This window comes from Natronorubrum texcoconense, from assembly GCF_900100335.1.
Classification (GTDB): Archaea; Halobacteriota; Halobacteria; order Halobacteriales; family Natrialbaceae; genus Natronorubrum; species Natronorubrum texcoconense.
The window spans coordinates 812667-830218 of the sequence record NZ_FNFE01000002.1 but is presented as its reverse complement, the minus strand read 5'-3'; the positions used below and the strand labels follow the sequence as shown (position 1 = coordinate 830218).

13 protein-coding genes are annotated in these 17552 nt (G+C 66.4%); 9 read left to right on the top strand and 4 right to left on the bottom strand.

All coding sequences use genetic code 11. The annotated features are described in order from the left end of the window. Window positions 1–30: 30 nt before the first annotated feature. The gene (locus BLT08_RS10405) at window positions 31–1587 is read left to right on the top strand and encodes a long-chain-fatty-acid--CoA ligase (protein WP_090305972.1); all 1557 of its coding nucleotides are present in this window, start codon (window positions 31–33) and stop codon (window positions 1585–1587) included. 222 nt (window positions 1588–1809) lie between these two features. Beyond that, complete coding sequence (locus BLT08_RS10400) at window positions 1810–2949, top strand: acyl-CoA dehydrogenase family protein (protein WP_090305969.1); 1140 nt, start codon at window positions 1810–1812, stop codon at window positions 2947–2949. A gap of 149 nt (window positions 2950–3098) precedes the next feature. Here the strand turns inward: BLT08_RS10400 and BLT08_RS10395 are convergent, their stop codons facing one another. Continuing rightward, on the bottom strand, window positions 3099–4241 hold the full coding sequence (locus BLT08_RS10395; RefSeq protein ID WP_090305965.1) for a thiolase family protein: 1143 nt from the start codon (window positions 4239–4241) through the stop codon (window positions 3099–3101). A gap of 343 nt (window positions 4242–4584) precedes the next feature. Here BLT08_RS10395 and BLT08_RS10390 point away from each other — a divergent pair, with 343 nt between their 5' ends. Both BLT08_RS10390 and BLT08_RS10385 read left to right on the top strand, forming a co-directional pair. Further along, window positions 4585–5469 carry a 3-hydroxyacyl-CoA dehydrogenase family protein gene (locus BLT08_RS10390; protein ID WP_090305962.1) on the top strand — a complete coding sequence of 295 codons (885 nt, stop codon included), beginning with the start codon at window positions 4585–4587 and terminating at the stop codon, window positions 5467–5469. A gap of 900 nt (window positions 5470–6369) precedes the next feature. Beyond that, complete coding sequence (locus tag BLT08_RS10385; protein ID WP_090305959.1) at window positions 6370–9444, top strand: FAD-binding and (Fe-S)-binding domain-containing protein; 3075 nt, start codon at window positions 6370–6372, stop codon at window positions 9442–9444. A gap of 125 nt (window positions 9445–9569) precedes the next feature. On the opposite strand, the gene BLT08_RS10380 is transcribed toward BLT08_RS10385, so the two are convergent. Further along, a complete protein-coding gene (locus BLT08_RS10380; RefSeq protein ID WP_090305956.1) occupies window positions 9570–9743 on the bottom strand; it encodes a DUF1059 domain-containing protein in 174 nt (57 codons plus the stop codon). Between the two features lie 186 nt (window positions 9744–9929). Beyond that, a complete protein-coding gene (locus BLT08_RS10375; protein WP_090305953.1) occupies window positions 9930–10247 on the bottom strand; it encodes a hypothetical protein in 318 nt (105 codons plus the stop codon). 177 nt (window positions 10248–10424) lie between these two features. Between BLT08_RS10375 and BLT08_RS10370 the strand changes: the two genes are divergently transcribed. From BLT08_RS10370 to BLT08_RS10350, 5 genes are read left to right on the top strand one after another with little or no spacing between them, the layout of a single operon-like run. Further along, window positions 10425–11513: a M48 family metallopeptidase gene (locus tag BLT08_RS10370; protein ID WP_090305949.1), complete on the top strand. Its 1089-nt coding sequence runs from the start codon at window positions 10425–10427 to the stop codon at window positions 11511–11513. Beyond that, entirely contained in the window at window positions 11510–13171 is a 1662-nt protein-coding gene (locus tag BLT08_RS10365; protein ID WP_090305947.1) for a DUF4129 domain-containing protein, read from the top strand. Before BLT08_RS10370 ends, BLT08_RS10365 begins: the two co-directional genes overlap by 4 nt. Then, on the top strand, window positions 13168–13854 hold the full coding sequence (locus BLT08_RS10360; RefSeq protein WP_090305944.1) for a DUF7269 family protein: 687 nt from the start codon (window positions 13168–13170) through the stop codon (window positions 13852–13854). Before BLT08_RS10365 ends, BLT08_RS10360 begins: the two co-directional genes overlap by 4 nt. Then, entirely contained in the window at window positions 13851–15188 is a 1338-nt protein-coding gene (locus tag BLT08_RS10355; RefSeq protein ID WP_090305940.1) for a DUF58 domain-containing protein, read from the top strand. The genes BLT08_RS10360 and BLT08_RS10355 overlap by 4 nt, the downstream gene beginning before the upstream one ends. Next, window positions 15185–16576: a hypothetical protein gene (locus BLT08_RS10350; RefSeq protein ID WP_090305937.1), complete on the top strand. Its 1392-nt coding sequence runs from the start codon at window positions 15185–15187 to the stop codon at window positions 16574–16576. Before BLT08_RS10355 ends, BLT08_RS10350 begins: the two co-directional genes overlap by 4 nt. On the opposite strand, the gene BLT08_RS10345 is transcribed toward BLT08_RS10350, so the two are convergent. Beyond that, window positions 16562–17530 (bottom strand): AAA family ATPase, encoded by a 969-nt coding sequence (locus tag BLT08_RS10345; protein WP_090305934.1) that lies wholly within the window; start codon window positions 17528–17530, stop codon window positions 16562–16564. The two genes, BLT08_RS10350 and BLT08_RS10345, sit on opposite strands and share 15 nt — an antisense overlap. Window positions 17531–17552: the final 22 nt, after the last annotated feature.

Below are 17552 nucleotides of genomic sequence, written 5' to 3'. Positions count from 1 at the left end.
GTTTTGGCGGTTTGGGATGATTCACGTACCATGACCAATCTCGTGACGAACGTCGCCGAGAGTGTCGAGCAACGGCCGGACTCGCCGGCGGTCGTCTTCGACGACGCTGAACTGAGCTACGAGCAGTTCTGGACACGTGCCGGACGGTTCGCCCGGGCACTCGCGAACCACGATATCGGTGCCGACGACCGCGTCGCGATCTATCTGCCGAACCTCCCGCAGTTCGTGACGGCGTTTCAGGGAACGCTGCGAGCCGGCGGGATCGTCGTCCCGATGAACCCGCAGTACAAGGCTCGAGAGATCTCCCACCTCCTCTCCGACAGCGGGGCGAAAGCCGTCGTCACGCTCTCGGAAAACGTCCCGGCAGTCGCCGAAGTCGTCGACGAAACCGACGTCGAACAGGTCATCAGCGTGGGCGACGAGGTCGAGGAGGCGACCGACTTCGAGGCGTTCCTCGCCGAGGACACCCTCGAGATCGTCGACCGCGCGGACGACGATATCGCCGTCCAGCCCTACACGAGCGGCACGACGGGGACGCCGAAAGGGGTCTTGCTCACGCACGACAACCTCGCGTGGACGGCCACGGCCAACGCCGACCTGATCGGCGGCATCGACCCCGAGGACAAACTGATCGGCACGCTGCCGCTCTTTCACATCTACGGCATGTCCGTCGTGATGAACGGAGCCCTGTTCAACGGCGCGGCCTACTACCCGGTCCCCGAGTGGGATTCCACCGAGGTTATGACGATGATCGAGTCCGCGGGCATCACCGTCATGTTCGGCGTGCCGGCGATGTTCAACGACATGATCAACCACCCCGAGGCCGACGAGTTCGATCTCTCTTCGCTGCGATTCGTCAACTCCGGGGGCTCGAGTCTGCCGATGGAAGTGCTCGAACGCTTCGAGGAGCTCTTCGGGCCGACCCTCTACGAAGGCTACGGCTTGACGGAGACGAGTCCGACGACGCACGCGAACGGGCCCGACGCGCGCCGCAAGGGCAGCATCGGCAAGCCGTTCGACGGGATGGACGCGAAGGTCGTCGACGATGACTTCGAGACCGTCTCCCGCGTGGAGGAGGGACCGATCGACGAAGGCGAGACCGATCTGACCGAGATCACCGGCGAACTCGTCGTCTCCGGCCCCAACGTGATGGCGGGCTACTACGGCTTGCCCGAAGCCAACGAGGAGGCCTTTACCGAGGAGGACGGCCAGACGTGGTTCCACACCGGCGACATCGGCTACTGGGACGAGGACGGCTTCTACTACGTCGTCGACCGCGAGAAGCACATGATCGTCACCGGCGGCTACAACGTCTACCCGCGCGAGGTCGAGGAGTTGCTGTTCGAGCACGAGGATATCGCCGACGCCGCGGTCGTCGGCGTACCGGACGACCGACGCGGCGAGACCGTCCAGGCTCTCGTCGTTCCGACGCCGGACGCCGACGCGACGCCCGAGGAGATCAAAGAGTACTGCCTCGAGAACATGGCCGCGTACAAACATCCACGCGAGGTCGAGTTCGTCGAGGAACTGCCACGAACCACGACCGGCAAGGTCCAGAAGTTCAAGATCCGCGGCGAGGACGAGTAGCCCGCACGCTGTAAAACAGTGGGGAGTGGGACGGCTCGCTCGAGATCGCTATCGCCACGCGGCTTACCACTGTAAATGCAGAGGGGGAGCTGGTCGCTCAATATCGCAGCAGACGCTTCTCCACTCCGCATTTCGATTTACAACGTTCGAAATCAGTTGACCATACGTTGCAACTGTTGAATACATCGAAGCTATTTTGGTACCGGACAACAACCGTGATATATGGCATTCACGCTGTCCGCCGAGCACGACGCAATTCGCGAGGCTGTTCGCGACTTCGGTGAAAACGAAATAAAACCGGTCGCGGAGGAACACGACCAGGAACACAAGTATCCGGAAGAACTCCGCAAGAAGGCGGCCGAGTACGACTTCGTCTCACCGAGTATCCCGCTCGAGTACGATGGCGCCGGGATGGACAAGATCGCCAGTACCATCGTCACCGAGGAACTCTGGCGTGCCGACCCGGGAATCGGTTCGGCCATCGGTAGTGCCGGCTTCGGATCGAACATGGTCATCGAGTTCGGCGACGAGTGGATGAAAGAGGAGTGGCTGCCAAAGATCGCAAACGGCGAGACCGCGTCCGTATCCATGATCTCCGAGCCCGCACACGGCTCGAACGTCGCCGGAATGGAGACCGTCGCCGAGAAGGACGGCGACGAGTACGTCGCCAACGGCAGCAAGATGTGGATCACCAACGGGACCGTCGCCGACGTCGGCGTCCTCATGGCGAAGACGAACCCCGGCGAGGGCCACCGCGGCATCACCGCCTTCCTCGTCGAGATGGACTGGGACGGTATCAAGACCGAAAAGATCGACAACAAACTCGGTATTCGCGCGTCGGATCTCGCCGAAGTCGTCATCGACGACGTCCGTATTCCCGAGGAGAACGTCATCGGTGAGGTCGACAAGGGCTTCTACCAGCTGATGGAGTTCTTCGCCGCCGGCCGAACTAACGTCGCCGCACAGGCCGTCGGCGCCGCCCAGGGTGCTCTCGACGCCGCGATCGAGTACGCCAACGAGCGCGAGCAGTTCGACCAGAAGATCAAGGAGTTCCAGGCCATCGAGCACAAGCTCGCCGAGATGGCGACCAAGGTCGAAGCCGCCCGCTCGCTGACCTACCGCGCCGCCAGCCAGGTCGAGAAGAACAACCAGGACGTCGCCGCGCAGTACTCGAGCATGGCGAAGCTGTTCGCGAGCGAAATCTCCGTCGAGGTCGCCGACGAGGGCGTCCAGGTCCACGGCGGCTCGGGCTACGTCACGGACTACCCCGCCGAGCGCTACTACCGCGACGCCCGCATCACGAAGATCTACGAGGGGACCTCGGAGATCCAGAAGAACATCATCGCCGACCAGATCCTGTAGAGCGGATCCCGCGTCGATTCTATCGTTTTTCTCGCCGGACAGCGCCCCGTTTCGCCCCCGCTCGAGTGTCTCCAGCGCGTCCAGCGATTCGACGACCGGTGCTCAGTCGCAGTGCGCAAAAAACGGGCCTCGAGTCCCACTGCGTGCCGTTACTGTTCCGGAACCCGGAACTCCACGGCCGCCCCCTGCCCGTAGCCGACGCACATCGTCGAGAGGCCGAGTCCGCCGCCCTCGCGCTCGAGTTCGTGGATCAGCGAGACGGGCAGTCGGGCGCCGGAGGCGCCCAGCGGGTGGCCGATGGCGATGGCGCCGCCGTTGACGTTGAACTGGTCGTCGTCGAAGCCGAGTTCGTCCTGACAGTACAGCGTCTGGCTGGCGAACGCCTCGTTGAGTTCGACGCGGTCGTAGTCCGCCGCGGAGCGGCCGTTGCGTTCCCAGATGCCGCGGACGGCCGGAACCGGGCCGATTCCCATCACGGTCGGATCGACGCCGGCGACGTTGTGATCCTCGATTTCGGCTCTGATCTCGAGGTCGTTGTCTTCGGCGAACTCCCGGCTCGTGAGCAGGACGCCCGCGGCCCCGTCCGAAACCTGCGAGGCGTTGGCGGCGGTGACGGTGCCGTCCTCCTCGAAGGCCGGCGGGAGCCCCGAAATCTTTTCCTTCGTGGTGCCGGGTCGCAGTCCCTCGTCTTCCTCGACGACTTGCTCACCGGTGTCGATCGGGACGATTTCGTCGTCGAACTTGCCCGCTTCCGTGGCTTCGTTGGCGCGTTGCTGGCTCCGGGCGCCGTACTCGTCTTGTCGGTCGCGGGAGATGTCGTACTCGCGGGCGACCTTTTCGGCGGTCTGGCCCATCTGGAGCCCCGCGGCGTCGTACTGTTCGGCGATGCCGTCGTAGGAGCCAATCCCTTTCCGACGCTCGTTGCGGGACATGTTCTCGACGCCGCCGGCGACGATGACGTCGCGCTGGCCCGCTCGGATGGCATCGCTGGCACTCATGATCGCCTCGGCGGAGGAGGCACAGAGCCGGTCGATAGTCGTTCCCGGAACCTCCTCGCCGAGATCCGAGCAGAGCGCGATGACGCGTGCGATATTGTTGCTCTGCTCGTTGACCTGCTTCGCACAGCCCCAGCGGATGTCGTCGACGTCGTCGCCGGTGAGTCCGGTTCGCTCGAGCATCGCGTTGACGAGCGGGACCGAAAGCTCCTCGCTGCCGGTTTCGGCGAAGACGCCGCCGTGTTTGCCCTGTGGCGTGCGAACTGCATCGACGATAACTGGCTGCCGGTTGCTCATGCTAGTTGTTCTCGTCGTTCGGGAGTAAAGTAGCTCCGTTCTCTGCGCCTCGTTGTGGGACGTGTATACTGAAATTGAGACTATCACCGAGCAGAACACACTGCTGACACTGGCGACTAGGGATTCCACACCCTCCCCAACCGATTCACTCGCTCACGGGTCGTTCCTCCCCGTTCACTCGCTCATCCCTCGCAGTTCGAGCCGCGACGACGCTGTCGCGGCTCAGCGCGCCGACGGGTATCCGTCTCGCTCCGCCGCAGTGGTCACGAATCGCGTTCGAGCGAATGTTGCCGCCCGTCTCGAGAGAGGAACGCTTTTCATCAGCACTGGAGACTCCACACGTATGCAAATCGCTGTGCTCGGAGCCGGAAGCATGGGACACGGGATCGCGCAGGTGTCGGCGATGGCGGGCCACGACGTGGTCCTGCGGGACATCGAAGAGGAGTTCGTCGAGGACGGCCTCGAGGGAATCGAAGGTAACCTCCAGGGTGGCGTCGATCGGGACAAGCTCACCGAAGCCGAGATGGAGGCGACCCTCGAGCGCATCGATGGGACGACCGACCTCGCGGCGGCCGTCGAGGACGCCGACCTCGTCGTCGAGGCCGTGCCGGAGGATATGGACCTGAAAAAGGACGTCTTCTCGGACGTCGAGGACGCCGCGAGCGAGGACACCGTCATCGCCTCGAACACCTCCTCGCTGTCGGTGACGGAGATGGCCAGCGCGCTCGAGCACCCCGAGCGCGCCGTCGGACTCCACTTCTTTAATCCCCCTCACATCATGGATCTGGTGGAGATTATCATCGCCGAGCAGACCGACGAACGCACCGAAGCGTTCGCCGTCGACTACGTCCGGGACATCGAGAAGGAGGACGTTGTCGTCCGCGACACCGCCGGTTTCGCGACCTCGCGACTGGGGATCGCGCTTGGTCTCGAGGCGATTCGGATGGTCGAACAGGGCGTCGCCAGCCCCGCAGACATCGACGAAGGGATGGAGATCGGCTACGGGCATCCGATGGGGCCGCTCGAGCTGACCGATCACGTCGGCCTCGACGTCCGACTGCACATCGCCAAACACCTCCGCGAGGAACTGGGCGAGCGGTTCAAGCCGCCGCAGTCGCTGCGCCGGAAGGTCCGTGCGGGCAATCTCGGCAAGAAGACCGGCGAGGGCTACTACGTCTGGGAGGACGGCGAACGCGTCGGGATGAGTGGCGACTGGGGCGACGACTGACCCCGGACGCTCGACGGTCTGTATCGTCCACTCGTTGTTAGCGAGTTCGGCGCAACGATGTTTGTGTTGGACCTGACCTATCTACGAACCACTCTCCTATCCGATATCAGGCTGATCGGTAGCAACGAGAACTCGGTCCCGCGGACAATGACCCCAAATCCTTCGTTCCTGACGATCTGTGCGGTGATTTGACTCGGCACCTCGAGGTAGTCCACCGAACCTGTACACCGCCCGCAGTTCCCGATCGAATCGTCTCTGAAAGCTCGCTAACAGTGTTTTAACGCTCTATCAGGGAATTCTGCCGTAAACGTTAGCAATACTTCCAAACCTACTGTAAAATCGTTATATATGGGGGATAGAATAATATAAAATGTGATATCAAAATCGAAACGCAGGTTTTCCAGCCGATTTCTCGGCGGTGAAGTGGGAGTTCCTGAGAGGGTGTTCCCAGCCGCTGACTCTGGTTCCGGATACCCCAACTAGTAAGGCACATCGCTTGTTGGCGTTGACAGCCAAAAGAGCGTGCCGTCCGTTGACTGGACGGTGGCCCCGGGGGCGTCTGTGGGAAAACGACGGGGCCGTTTCAACTCGATCACCACCAGAGCCACCCCTAACGGGCGATCAGGAGCCTCGAGATCCGCTCCGATCGGCCAGTCGGTTCATCGCACCAGAACGCCGACTTCCCGTTACTACGCCCTTCGAGAGACGGATACCGTTCGCTCGAGCGAATCGCAAACTCGCGGACGGCCAGCCGACATCGCGAGTCAGTCTCGGATACCGACACGATTCGTCCGTAGCGGCCGCGTTTCCGTCCGGACGCGACCGAGGGGCCGGCAATACCGGCGAGCGAGGGTCGGCTAATGCCGGATGCTTTTAGCCGCCTGTGCGTTAGTATGTGGTATGTCTCTGGAGCCGAGCGCCGACCCGGCCGCCGACCGACGCGCGAACTACGACTATCGGAGCGACGACGTCGATCGTCCGGCGCTGGTCGACGACCTCGAGACCCTCGTCGACTGCGAGGTCCGCGCGGACTCCTACTCCCGCGAACTGTACGCGACCGACGCGAGCCCCTACGAGCTGACGCCGATCGCGGTCGCGTTCCCGGAGTCGACGGCCGACGTGACCGGAATTCTCGAGTACTGCGCCGAGCGCGAGATACCGGTGCTCCCGCGGGGCGGCGGAACGAGTCTCGCCGGACAGACGGTCAACCGCGCGGTGGTGCTCGACTTCTCGCGGCACATGAACGAGATCCTCGAGATCAACCCAAACGAACGGACGGCGACGGTCCAGCCCGGAACGATTCTCGGGACGTTGAACGAGGCGCTTTCCACCCACGACCTGAAGTTCGCGCCCGACCCCGCCTGGGGCGATAAGAGCGCCATCGGCGGCGCGATCGGCAACAACTCGACGGGGTCACACTCGCTGAAGTACGGCAAGACCGACGCCTACATCGAGGAGGTCGAAGCCGTCCTCGTCGACGGGACCGTGACCACGTTCGGCGAGGTTACGCTCGAGGAAATCTCCGACCGCGCCGATTCGGACGGCGACCTTGAGGGTCGGATCTACGCCGAAATCGACAGGATTCTCGAGGAGGAGGGCGACCTGATCGAGGAGGCCTACCCCGACCTGAAACGCAACGTCTCGGGCTACAACCTCGACCGACTCGTCGCGGAGGCTCGCGGAAAGACGATGCCGGGAGGCGAAGACACCGGCGAGCCCGGCACCGTCAACCTCGCTCGCCTGCTGGCCGGCAGCGAGGGGACGCTCGCCATCGTCACCGAAGCGACGGTCTCGCTCGAGCCCATCCCCGAGACGAAAGCCGTCACCCTGCTGTGTTATTCGGACCTTCACGACGCGATGCGGGACGTCGAGCCGATCCTCGCCCACGACCCGTCCGCAGTCGAGGTGCTCGACGACGTGTTGATCGATCTGGCCCGCGACACGGCGGAGTTCGGGCCGGTCACCGAGATCCTCCCCGACGGGACGAACGCCGTCCTGTTGGTCGAGTTCTACGCCGAGGATGCCGACCACGGAAAAGAGCAGGTAGCAGGCCTGCTCGCCGACCGCCACCCGTCGGCGACGCCCGCCGGGGAGCCGTCCGCAGACGCGCCCGAAACGGAGGCCGAGACGCTCGCCATCGAGGCGCTCGAGGCCTACGAGAAAGAAGAGCGCGCACAGCTCTGGAAACTCCGCAAGTCCGGACTCCCGATCTTGCTCTCGCGGACGACCGACGAGAAACACATCTCGTTCATCGAAGACACCGCGATTCCGCCGGCCCAGCTGCCGGAGTTCGTCGAGGGCTTCGAGTCGATCCTGGAAGCCCACGACACCTACGCCGCCTTCTACGCCCACGCGGGTCCCGGCGTCCTCCACATCCGCCCGCTGGTGAACACGAAGTCCGAGATCGGCATCGACCAGCTCCACGGCATCGCGGACGACGTCACCGACCTCGTGGTCGAACTGGGGGGGAGCGTCTCGGGCGAACACGGCGACGGTCGCGCCCGAACCCAGTGGAACCAGAAGCTCTACGGCGACGACCTCTGGCGGAGCTTCCAGAATCTGAAGACGGCGTTCGACCCCGACTGGCTCCTGAATCCGGGACAGGTCGTCTTCCGGGAGGACGATCCGACCGACCTGCGCGAACACCTGCGGTTCGATCCCGACTACGAGTTCGATGCGGGCTTCGAGCCGGAACTCGTCTGGGAAAACGACAACGGGATGCAGGGGATGGTCGAACTCTGTCACGGCTGTGGCGGCTGTCGCGGCGAACAGGAGACGACCGGCGGCGTGATGTGTCCGACCTTCCGCGCGAGTCGCGAGGAGATCACGACCACTCGCGGGCGGGCGAACGGGCTCCGGCAGGCGATGAGCGGCGATCTCGAGCCCGGCGAGGCCTTCACCGACGAGTTCGTCGAGGAGGTGATGGGGCTGTGTATCGGCTGTAAGGGCTGTGCCATCGACTGTCCGAGCGAGGTCGACATGGCGAAGATCAAGGCCGAAGTGACCCACGAGTACCACCAGCGCAACGGCTCGACGCTTCGGGATCGGCTCTTCGCGAACGTCGCGACCCTCTCGGCGTGGGGCTCGCGGCTCGCGCCGCTCTCGAACACCGCGTCGAAGCTCCCCGGGGCGCGGAAACTCCTCGAGGCGACGGTGGGGATCGACTCGAGTCGCTCGCTGCCGACGTTCCACGCGAACACGTTCCGAGACTGGTTCGACCACCGCGGCGGCGCGCAGATTAGCGAACAGGAGGCCGATCGGAAGGCGGTCGTCTACCCCGACACCTACACCAACTACAACCACCCGGCGGCCGGGAAGGCCGCCGTTCGCGTCCTCGAGGCCGCGAACGTCCACGTCACGGTCCCCGACGAACTCGGCGATACGGGTCGGCCGGCGTACTCGAAGGGCTTCCTCGAGACGGCCCGGGAGACGGCCCACGAGAACGTCTCGAAGCTCGCCCCGCTCGTCGATGAGGGCTGGGAGATCGTCGTCGTCGAGCCCTCGGACGCGGTCATGTTCCAACTCGATTACGGCGACCTGCTGACCGACGAACGCGTGGTGCAGGTGGCCGACGCGACCTACGGCGTCTGCGAGTATATCGACGCCTTCCGGCTGGACGAGGAGATCGCCTTCAACGCCGACGCTGCAGGGACGTCGCTCACCTACCACGGCCACTGCCACCAGAAGGCGACCCGGAAGGACCACCACGCGGTCGGCGTTCTCCGGCGGGCGGGCTACGCTGTCGAGCCGCTCGACTCGGGCTGTTGCGGGATGGCCGGCAGTTTCGGCTACGAGGCCGAACATGCCTCGATGAGCGACGCCATCGCCTCGATCCTCTACGAGCAGGTCGACGAGAGCGACGGCGAGCGCGTCGTCGCCCCCGGCGCGTCCTGTCGAACCCAACTCGAGAACCGACCCGGCGCGGCCGAGGAGCCGCCGACGCCGATCGAGTTCGTCGACGCGGCGCTCGAGTGAGTGGGGGCGGGACTTGCGTCAGTGGCACGCTGTGGGCCGGCGCCGTTCCATCCGCAATCCGTTAAAAAAGCAAGAGAGATAGAGAGAAACGAAAAGATCGGCAGCAGACCGGCATCGCGCGTTCGTTAGACGATTTGCAGGTGCTCGTCCCGAAGCTCCTCGCTCGTCAACTCCTGCCCGTGAATCTCCGACATGTGGTTCTTGGCCAGTTCGACCGCTTCGTCCTCGTCTTCCGATTGGACGATGAATCGACACGTGTCCGACACCGATTCGCAATCGAGTTTGTGTGCTTCTACCATGATTTTGCCACCCTCGTCTCAGTATGGGACGCAGTTACATAGCGCCACCTCGTGACGGATCGCCACCGACTGCACGGCGGGCACGACGTGACGGCCTTCATTGTTCTCGAATACTGACTCCGTCGGTCGGGTCGCCGAGACCGTTCCGAAGACGACGGGGCAAAGAACGCCACGGGGTGGAGAACGTTATTCGTCGTCGACCAGCGCCTCGAGCGCTTCCGCCCCCACGTGAATCGTCCGCCGACCCGTCGGCGCCTGCGTGATGAGGGCGCCGGCGGAGAAGTCGGGACTCCCCTCGTCGTCGTAGAGTTCGTCGGGACCTCGCCCGATCCGGACGGACTCCCGAATCGCGAACGTCGCCTCCCGGACGGCGTCGTCGCGGTTCTCGGCCGCAGCGACGTTCTGGTACTCGAGGTCTTCGTCGCGGGCCGCAAGTCGCTCGAGCACCCGGTCGACGTGTTCGACGGCAGTGTCGGCGTTGTAGATGTAGGTCAGAACGCGCATGGTCGGGGTACGACATCGCCGTCCTTGAACGCTGTAGTCTTCGCGTGGAACGCTGGTGCCGGGTGAGTCGTCGCCACGATACGGGCCGCGAACCCTCGCGGATGCGTAACCGAGGAATATGATATCACACGGAAAATTTTTAGTTACGGACTCGAGAGCATACATCAATACCCCTCCATGAGTCTCCGGTTGCGGATCTGTGGCGTCCTCGCGGTGTTTGTCGGGATGAACGCCCTGTTCGTGCTCGCGCTGCTGTGGGCCTACGGCGTGTTGCTCCCCAGCGTCGTCGGTGGAGCCATCGTGTTGCTCCAACACGGGACCGTCAGCGTCGACCTCGTCCGGCTGCCCGTCTCGTGGTCGACGTCTCTGGTACTGGTCGCCGGGTTTCTGGCGGCGCAGGCGTATTACGGCTATCGGCGTGTGCTCTCGGGCACGAGCGGCGCCGACGGTGACGAATCGCACGCGGTCGCGCGGACGGTGCGACGACTAGCGATGACCGTCGACGTCCCCGAACCGGCCGTTCGCGTCGTCGACGACGAGGTGGCGAGTTGCTACACGATCGGTCGACTGACCGACGCGACGATCGTCGTCACGACGGGCCTGATCGACCGATTGGATGCCGACGAACTGGAAGCGGTCCTCGCCCACGAGATCGCCCACATCGCTAACCGCGACGTGACCCTGATGACGATCACGACGTTGTTTCTGGAGATCGCCGACCGAACGTACCACGCCGCGCGGCTCGCACGGCGGGCCGTTTACGATCGGCGCGCGCTGTCGGGCCAGGGGCGGGTCGCGCTACAGTGGTTTCTCCCGCTGGTCGTGCTGACGTACGTCCTCGTCGCACCCGTGATCTGGTTGTTCCCGATCGTCGCCGACTGGGCGACCCGGACGCTCTCGCAGACGCGAGAGTTCGCAGCCGACGATGCGGCGGCCCGAATCACGGGCGCGCCGCTGGCGCTTGCAACCGCGCTGGTGACGCTCGCCGAAACGACGGAAACCCCGGCGACGGACCTTCGGCGGGCCAGAACCCGCGCCCTGTGTATCATCCCGTCGGAACTTGTCACAGGCCGCGACACGGCCTCGCTGCCCACGATTCGGCGACCCGCCACGTCCGAGCAGCGCCGCGAACGGATCACCGGGTGGCTCGAGGGGCGCACGCCCGCGTTCCGTGAGTCGATCGATTCGGCCGACACGCATCCGCCGGTGGCGGAACGGGTGCGGCGACTCTCCGCCGTCGCGACCGAACTGGAGGACGTATCGTGACGGGAACGCGTCGACTGCTGTTCGCTCTCGGCTGCATGTGCTGTCTGCTCGTCGTCGCCAGCGCGCTGCCCGCGGCCGATCCCCGACTCGAGTCGCCGGGCTCGGTGGACGGCGGGACGTCCGCCGGCGACTGGGAGTCGGTCGCGCCCTCGCCGAACCCGACCGATGACCCAACCGATACCGACGCCGATCGGGACGACGACGGCGGTACCGACGACGACACACACGATATCGAGATCGAGGGGGATATCGAACCGGGGAACGAGGTCAGGGTCTCGCTCGACGGCACCAGCCACTTCGACAAGAAAGCCGTCGAAGTGAACGGCGAATCGGTCGGGGAGACGGAGTTCGGCTCGGTCAGCGTCGTCGTCCCCTACGCGGCGGAGATGAACGTAACCGTTCCCGACACGGACCAGTCGCGGACGGTCGACGTCGAGACCGCGGCGACGATCGAGCCGGACGACGGGGCCGCACCGGCTCGCGACCTCGAGGTGGCCGTCGCGGTCGGTTCGACGCCCGTCTCGGACGCGACGGTCTTCCTCGACGGCGACTCGGTCGCGACCACCGACGAGGACGGGACGGCGACGGTCCCGCTTCCCGACACGGCCCGTCCAGTCGACCTCCGCGTCGAACGGGGTCCCGTCGAGGGCGAGCGCACCGTCGACGTCGCCGAACCGGAGATCGGATTCACCTCCCCGGTGCTGTTTCCGGGCTCCCCCGCACCCGTTCAGGTGTCGGCTGACGGGGCCGCCGTCCCAAACGCGACGGTGTCGCTCGAGGGCGGCGGGTCGACGACGACCGACGGCAGCGGCCAGACGCGAGTGTGGCTGCCGATCGACGACGCGGCGACGGTCTCCGTCGAGGTCGGCGAGGAAACCGCGACGACGAGCGTCGAGAACCTCTACCTCCGGTTGACGGTGCTGGTCGTGTTCGGTCCCGGAATTCTCATCGGCGGGGCAGTGACGTATCTGCGCTTCGCCGCCACCCACGAGCCCCGTCGCAATCGCATCTCGACCGGAATCTTCGTCGGACTCGCGGACCTGCTCGCGGCGCTCTCAGACGCACTAAGACGGCGCGCGAACTCGTTCAGCCGATTCCGACTGCCGTCGCTAACGTCGATACCGATGCCGTCGGTCTCGATTCCACGCCCCGACATCGGCGGTGGGCTTCGCTCGTTCGGCACTGCCCTCTCGTCGCTCGGCACCGCGTTCGGGACGCTGCCGTCGTTCGGGTCGCTCCTCCGCGGGCCGAACCGATCGGAGAACTCCATCGGGTCGCTGTTCCGTGACCGATTCGGGTTCGACGACGAGCGCGAAGACGCGGGTGAGTCCGCGGACGATCGTCTCCGTCCGCAACTGGCGGACGAACCGCTCGCACCGCGGGGCCCGCGCGCGGAGGTCCGAACGGCGTGGCACGCGTTCCTCGACCGACTGGGCGTCGAGGAGCGGGAGACGCGGACGCCGGGGCAGGTCGCCCGCGACGCGCTCGCCGCAGGATTTCCGGCCGCGAGCGTATACCGACTCGTCTCGATCTTCCGCGACGTCGAGTACGGCGATCGCGAACCGTCGCCGGATCGCGTCGAAGCGGCGCGGGCCGCGGCGGACGACTTGATCGACCACGAGGTCGGTTCGGACGAAAACGAGGAGGGATCGGAATGAGCGGGCGTCGACGATCGCTCACCGGGTCGTGGCGCGACCTGACCGATCGGATCGCCTCGGTTGATCCCGAGCGGGTCGCCGTCGTGCTAATCGCGAGCGGCGTCACGCTGGCGGCCGGAACGGTACTACTCGGCGGATTCGTCCCGATCGGCGGACCGCTCACCGGCCTGTTGTACCCGATCGCGCTCCTGCTTCCGGCGATCGGCGGCGCGATCGTGATCGCCGCGCTCTGGTGGGCGTGGGGGAGCGCCCAGCCGACCATCCCGACGATGGTCACGGGCCCCCCTCCTGAAGCTGCTACGACGCGTACCGAGCGGCAGGTCGGCCGCGAGACGGGGTGGCGACTCGACACCGCGGCTCGCGGCTGGTATCGGTGTCAGACGAACGACGGGACCGCGGCAATCCACGACCGCCTCGCCGAGGGTGCAGTTCGAGTCGTCAGCACCGGACGCGGACTCGAGCCCGGGGCGGCCCGCGAGGCCGTCCGCTCGGGGACGTGGACCGACGATCCGGTCGCCGCGGCGTTTCTCGCGGACGATCTGGGGCAGCCGATCCCCGAGCGACTGCGCGGCGCGGTCGATCCCGGCGCAGCCCATCACCGTCGTGTGCGGCGCACGCTCGAGGCGATCGACGCGATCGAGACCGGAACCCGTGTGGCCGGTCGGCAGGAGGCAGACCCGTGAGCGAGCGCGAAACCGATCGACTCGACCGCGGCGAGTGGGGACTCGTCGTCGCGTTATCGCTCGCGGGAATCGGTCTCGTCGTCGGCAGCCAGCTGCTCGTCGCCGCTGCCACGGTACCCCTGTGGTACGTCGTCGCCGCGGTCGTCGGGACCCAGCAGGACGCGACGGTGCGCCTCCGGCGGGAACTCGCCGTCGACGACGGTTTCGACGGCGAGTCAGGTGGCTTCGACACCGGGTCGGACGACGGCTCCAGTGATCCCGGCGACACCGTCACGGTGCGAACGACCGTCCGAAACGTCGGCTCGGAGCCGATCGTCGATCTGCGCGTCGTCGACGGCGTTCCGGAGGCGCTGTCGGTCGTCTCGGGATCGCCCCGGGCGTGTGTTACCCTCGAGCCGGGCGCGGAGGCCACCGTCGAGTACGCGGTCGAACTGTGCCGCGGCGAGCACGCGTTCGGCGACGCGACGATCCGGACCCGCGATCTCACGGGGACGGTAGCGGAGACGTGGACGGCGGGCGTGGCCGGCGACGAGACGGTTCGTTGTTCGCCGCCCGTCGAGACGGTGCCCCTCGGCGGCGGGACGAACGATTACGCCGGCGAGGTGCCGACCGACGAGGGCGGCAGCGGCGTCGAGTTCTACGCCGTCCGGGAGTACCAGTCGGGCGACCCGGTCGGCGCGATCGACTGGCGTCGGTACGCCGGCACGCGGGAGTTGGCGACCGTCGAGTACCGGGCCGAGCGGGCGACTCGGATCGTCTGCGTCGTCGACGCTCGGTCCAGCCAGTTTCGCGCGGCGACGACCGGACAGCTTTCGGCGATCGAACTCTCGGGCACCGCCGCCGAACGGACCCTCGAGACGCTCGTGGCGGGGGGCCATCCGACCGGCGTCGTCGGCGTTCACGACCATCAGCTGTCGACCGTTTCACCGGGGGCCGATCCGACGACGCGACGGCGCGCGGTGGATCTGCTGCGTGCGACGTGGGGAGCCGACTCCGTTGGAACGACCAGCGCCCGACTGCGACAGGGGGACCCGGTCGAGACCCTTCCCCGGCTACTCCCCGGCGAGGCCCAGGTGTACCTGTTTTCCTCGTTCGTCGACGATATGCCGGCCGAACTCGTCGAGGTTCTTTGGGCACGCGGCTACGCTGTCCGCGTCATTTCACCCGACGTCACTACCGGTAGCGACGACGTCGCGACGCGACTGGAAGCGCTCGATCGACGGAATCGGCTCGCCCGCGTCCGGGCGACCGGCGCTCGCGTCGTCGACTGGCAACTCGAGCGACCGCTCGGGCTGGTGTTGCACGATGCCATCGGGGAGGCGGGTGATCGATGAGCGTCGACGAACGGCTCCCGTCGACGACGGCGCGAGCGGTCGTGTTCGCCGCAGTCGTCGGCACGCTCGCGCTGACCGTGCACGATCCGATGGCGGCCGTCGGTATCGTGGCCGGCCTCGCGCTCGCGGCGACGATGCGCGGGTTTGCAGGCTCGCTCTGGCGCGTGACGGTCGCGTCGGCGGTACTGCCAGCGGTCGTCCTCGGGGTGGTCGCCGCCTTCGGGAGCGCAACCGGGGCCCTCGGTATCGCCCTGTTGCTCGTGGGAACGGTCGTCGGGGTCGCCCTCGGATACATCGACGCGGCGTGGCCGACGCAGTCCGTGGTGCTGCGTACGGGAACGGCCGCGATGTCCGCTGGGATAGCCGCCTGTATCGCCGTTGTACTCCTGTTCTGGACGGCGACGGTCGGCGGTATCCAGCCGATGCTCGAGGCGGCGCTGTGGGCCACCGGCCACGGTATCGCCGGCCTGCTCGGCTGGATCGTCATCGCCGGCCTCCTCCTGGCCGGTGGCCTGCTCGTCGTCCCCTCGGCTGCGTTCACCGAACCGCGACGCCGGGACGGACACGTTGCGCTGCGAAGACTGCTGCTCTGGCGGCTCGTGATCGGCGCGATCCTGCTGCTCGTCGGACTCGTGCTGACGGCACTGGTCGCCGCGTTCGTGCCACCGATCCAGTCGCTCCTCGAAGGGATCGCCGGCAGTACCGTCGTTCGCGGACTGACCGTCGTGATAGCTGTTTCGGGGGCTGTGCTCACCGTTCTGGGCGCTGTCGCCCGGAACTCGTGGTACCGAACGGACGAGCGAGGGAACGCCGTCGTCGCGGTCGTCGTCGGATCCGCGTTCGGGGTCGGAGCGTCCGCTGTGGCAGCGGGTATCGGTACTCGCGCCGGTCCGATCGGATCGGGCGAGGCCACGGTGCTGTTCGGGGCGACGGCGGTCGTTCTCGGGGGCGGATGGTTCGTGCTGTGGTGGTACGCCAAAACGATGGAGACGGTCGGCACCCCCGATCCCGCGAGTACGATCGCCGCCGGGCTCGCGGTCGGTGTCGTCGCTATCGCCGCGAGTACCGATTCGCCCGCCACGGGGGTCGAGGCAGCCCGGACGGCCGTGCCGTCGCTCGTCGCACTCGCGGCGGGGCTGTTCGCGTACGACGTCGGCCGTTACGGGCGAGTTCTCGCGCGAGAAATCGGCTCGGCGGGCGCGTCGCGACGGCCACAGCTCGCCCGGATCGGCTGGAGCGGTATCGTCGCAACGGTCGCTGTTCCCATCGCCGCAGGCGGGTTGTGGCTGGCAACGGTCGTTTCTCCGACGCTGTCGGTGCCGGCGACGGCGGGGGTCCTCACTGCCGTCGTGACGATCGTCGTCGGCGCGCGGTTACTGCTCCGGTGAGGGCGGCTCCATCGACGGAACGTCGACGTCGTCCAGTACGGACTCGATAACTGCGCGTCGAGCGGTTCCCCGAACGCTCGCTTCGGGATGCAAGACGAGCCGATGAGCGAGTGCGGGGCCGGCGATTCGGGTGACGTCGTCGGGCACCACGTAGTCCCGGCCGTCGAGGACGGCCGCCGCCCGACTCGCTTCGAACAGCCGCTGGACGCCCCGCGGCGAGACGCCGACGTCGACGCGACCGTCCCGGCGCGTGGCCCGACAGATCCCGCCGATGTAGTCGCGGACCGGGCCGTCGACGGTGATCGATTCGGGGACCCGTTGCAGTTCGAGGACCGCCTCGCGGTCGACGACCGGTTCGACGGTCGGATCCGGTCGGTCGCGGTCCGCGCGGCGGTCGATCAGTTCGCGCGTTCCGTCCGCGTCGGGGTAGCCGAGCGAGGTCTTCACCATGAATCGGTCGCGCTGGGCCTCCGGCAGTTCGAACGTTCCCTCCTGTTCGACCGGGTTCTGCGTCGCGATGACGACGAATGGGTCGGGGAGGTCGTGCGTCTCGCCGTCGACGGTTACCTGTCCCTCTTCCATCGCCTCGAGCAGCGCGGACTGGGTCTTCGGCGGCGCGCGGTTGATCTCGTCGGCCAGGACGACGTTCGCGAACACGGGCCCGGGAGTAAAGCGGAACTCGCCCGTGTCCTCCTCGAACACGTACGATCCGGTGACGTCCGCGGGCATGAGATCGGGCGTAAACTGGATGCGGGAGAACTCGAGGCCGAGGGCAGTGGCGAACGAGCGGGCCGTCAGCGTCTTGCCCGTTCCGGGGACGTCCTCGAGCAACACGTGCCCGCGGGCGAGTACGCCGGCGATCACCTCCTCGAGGACGGTTCGATCGGCGACAACTGCAGAACGGATTTCGTCGACGACGGCTTCCGCGGTCGATGCGGCGTCGGCAACTGACATACCGTCTCCCCGTCCTGCGGGG

Coding starts and splice junctions, on each gene's coding strand:
- BLT08_RS10385 (WP_090305959.1), top strand. CDS start 6,370: ATGTCTCTGGAGCCGAGCGCCGACCCGGCCGCCGACCGACGCGCGAAC.
- BLT08_RS10390 (WP_090305962.1), top strand. CDS start 4,585: ATGCAAATCGCTGTGCTCGGAGCCGGAAGCATGGGACACGGGATCGCG.
- BLT08_RS10350 (WP_090305937.1), top strand. CDS start 15,185: ATGAGCGTCGACGAACGGCTCCCGTCGACGACGGCGCGAGCGGTCGTG.
- BLT08_RS10345 (WP_090305934.1), bottom strand. CDS start 17,530: ATGTCAGTTGCCGACGCCGCATCGACCGCGGAAGCCGTCGTCGACGAA.
- BLT08_RS10360 (WP_090305944.1), top strand. CDS start 13,168: ATGAGCGGGCGTCGACGATCGCTCACCGGGTCGTGGCGCGACCTGACC.
- BLT08_RS10375 (WP_090305953.1), bottom strand. CDS start 10,247: ATGCGCGTTCTGACCTACATCTACAACGCCGACACTGCCGTCGAACAC.
- BLT08_RS10370 (WP_090305949.1), top strand. CDS start 10,425: ATGAGTCTCCGGTTGCGGATCTGTGGCGTCCTCGCGGTGTTTGTCGGG.
- BLT08_RS10405 (WP_090305972.1), top strand. CDS start 31: ATGACCAATCTCGTGACGAACGTCGCCGAGAGTGTCGAGCAACGGCCG.
- BLT08_RS10380 (WP_090305956.1), bottom strand. CDS start 9,743: ATGGTAGAAGCACACAAACTCGATTGCGAATCGGTGTCGGACACGTGT.
- BLT08_RS10400 (WP_090305969.1), top strand. CDS start 1,810: ATGGCATTCACGCTGTCCGCCGAGCACGACGCAATTCGCGAGGCTGTT.
- BLT08_RS10395 (WP_090305965.1), bottom strand. CDS start 4,241: ATGAGCAACCGGCAGCCAGTTATCGTCGATGCAGTTCGCACGCCACAG.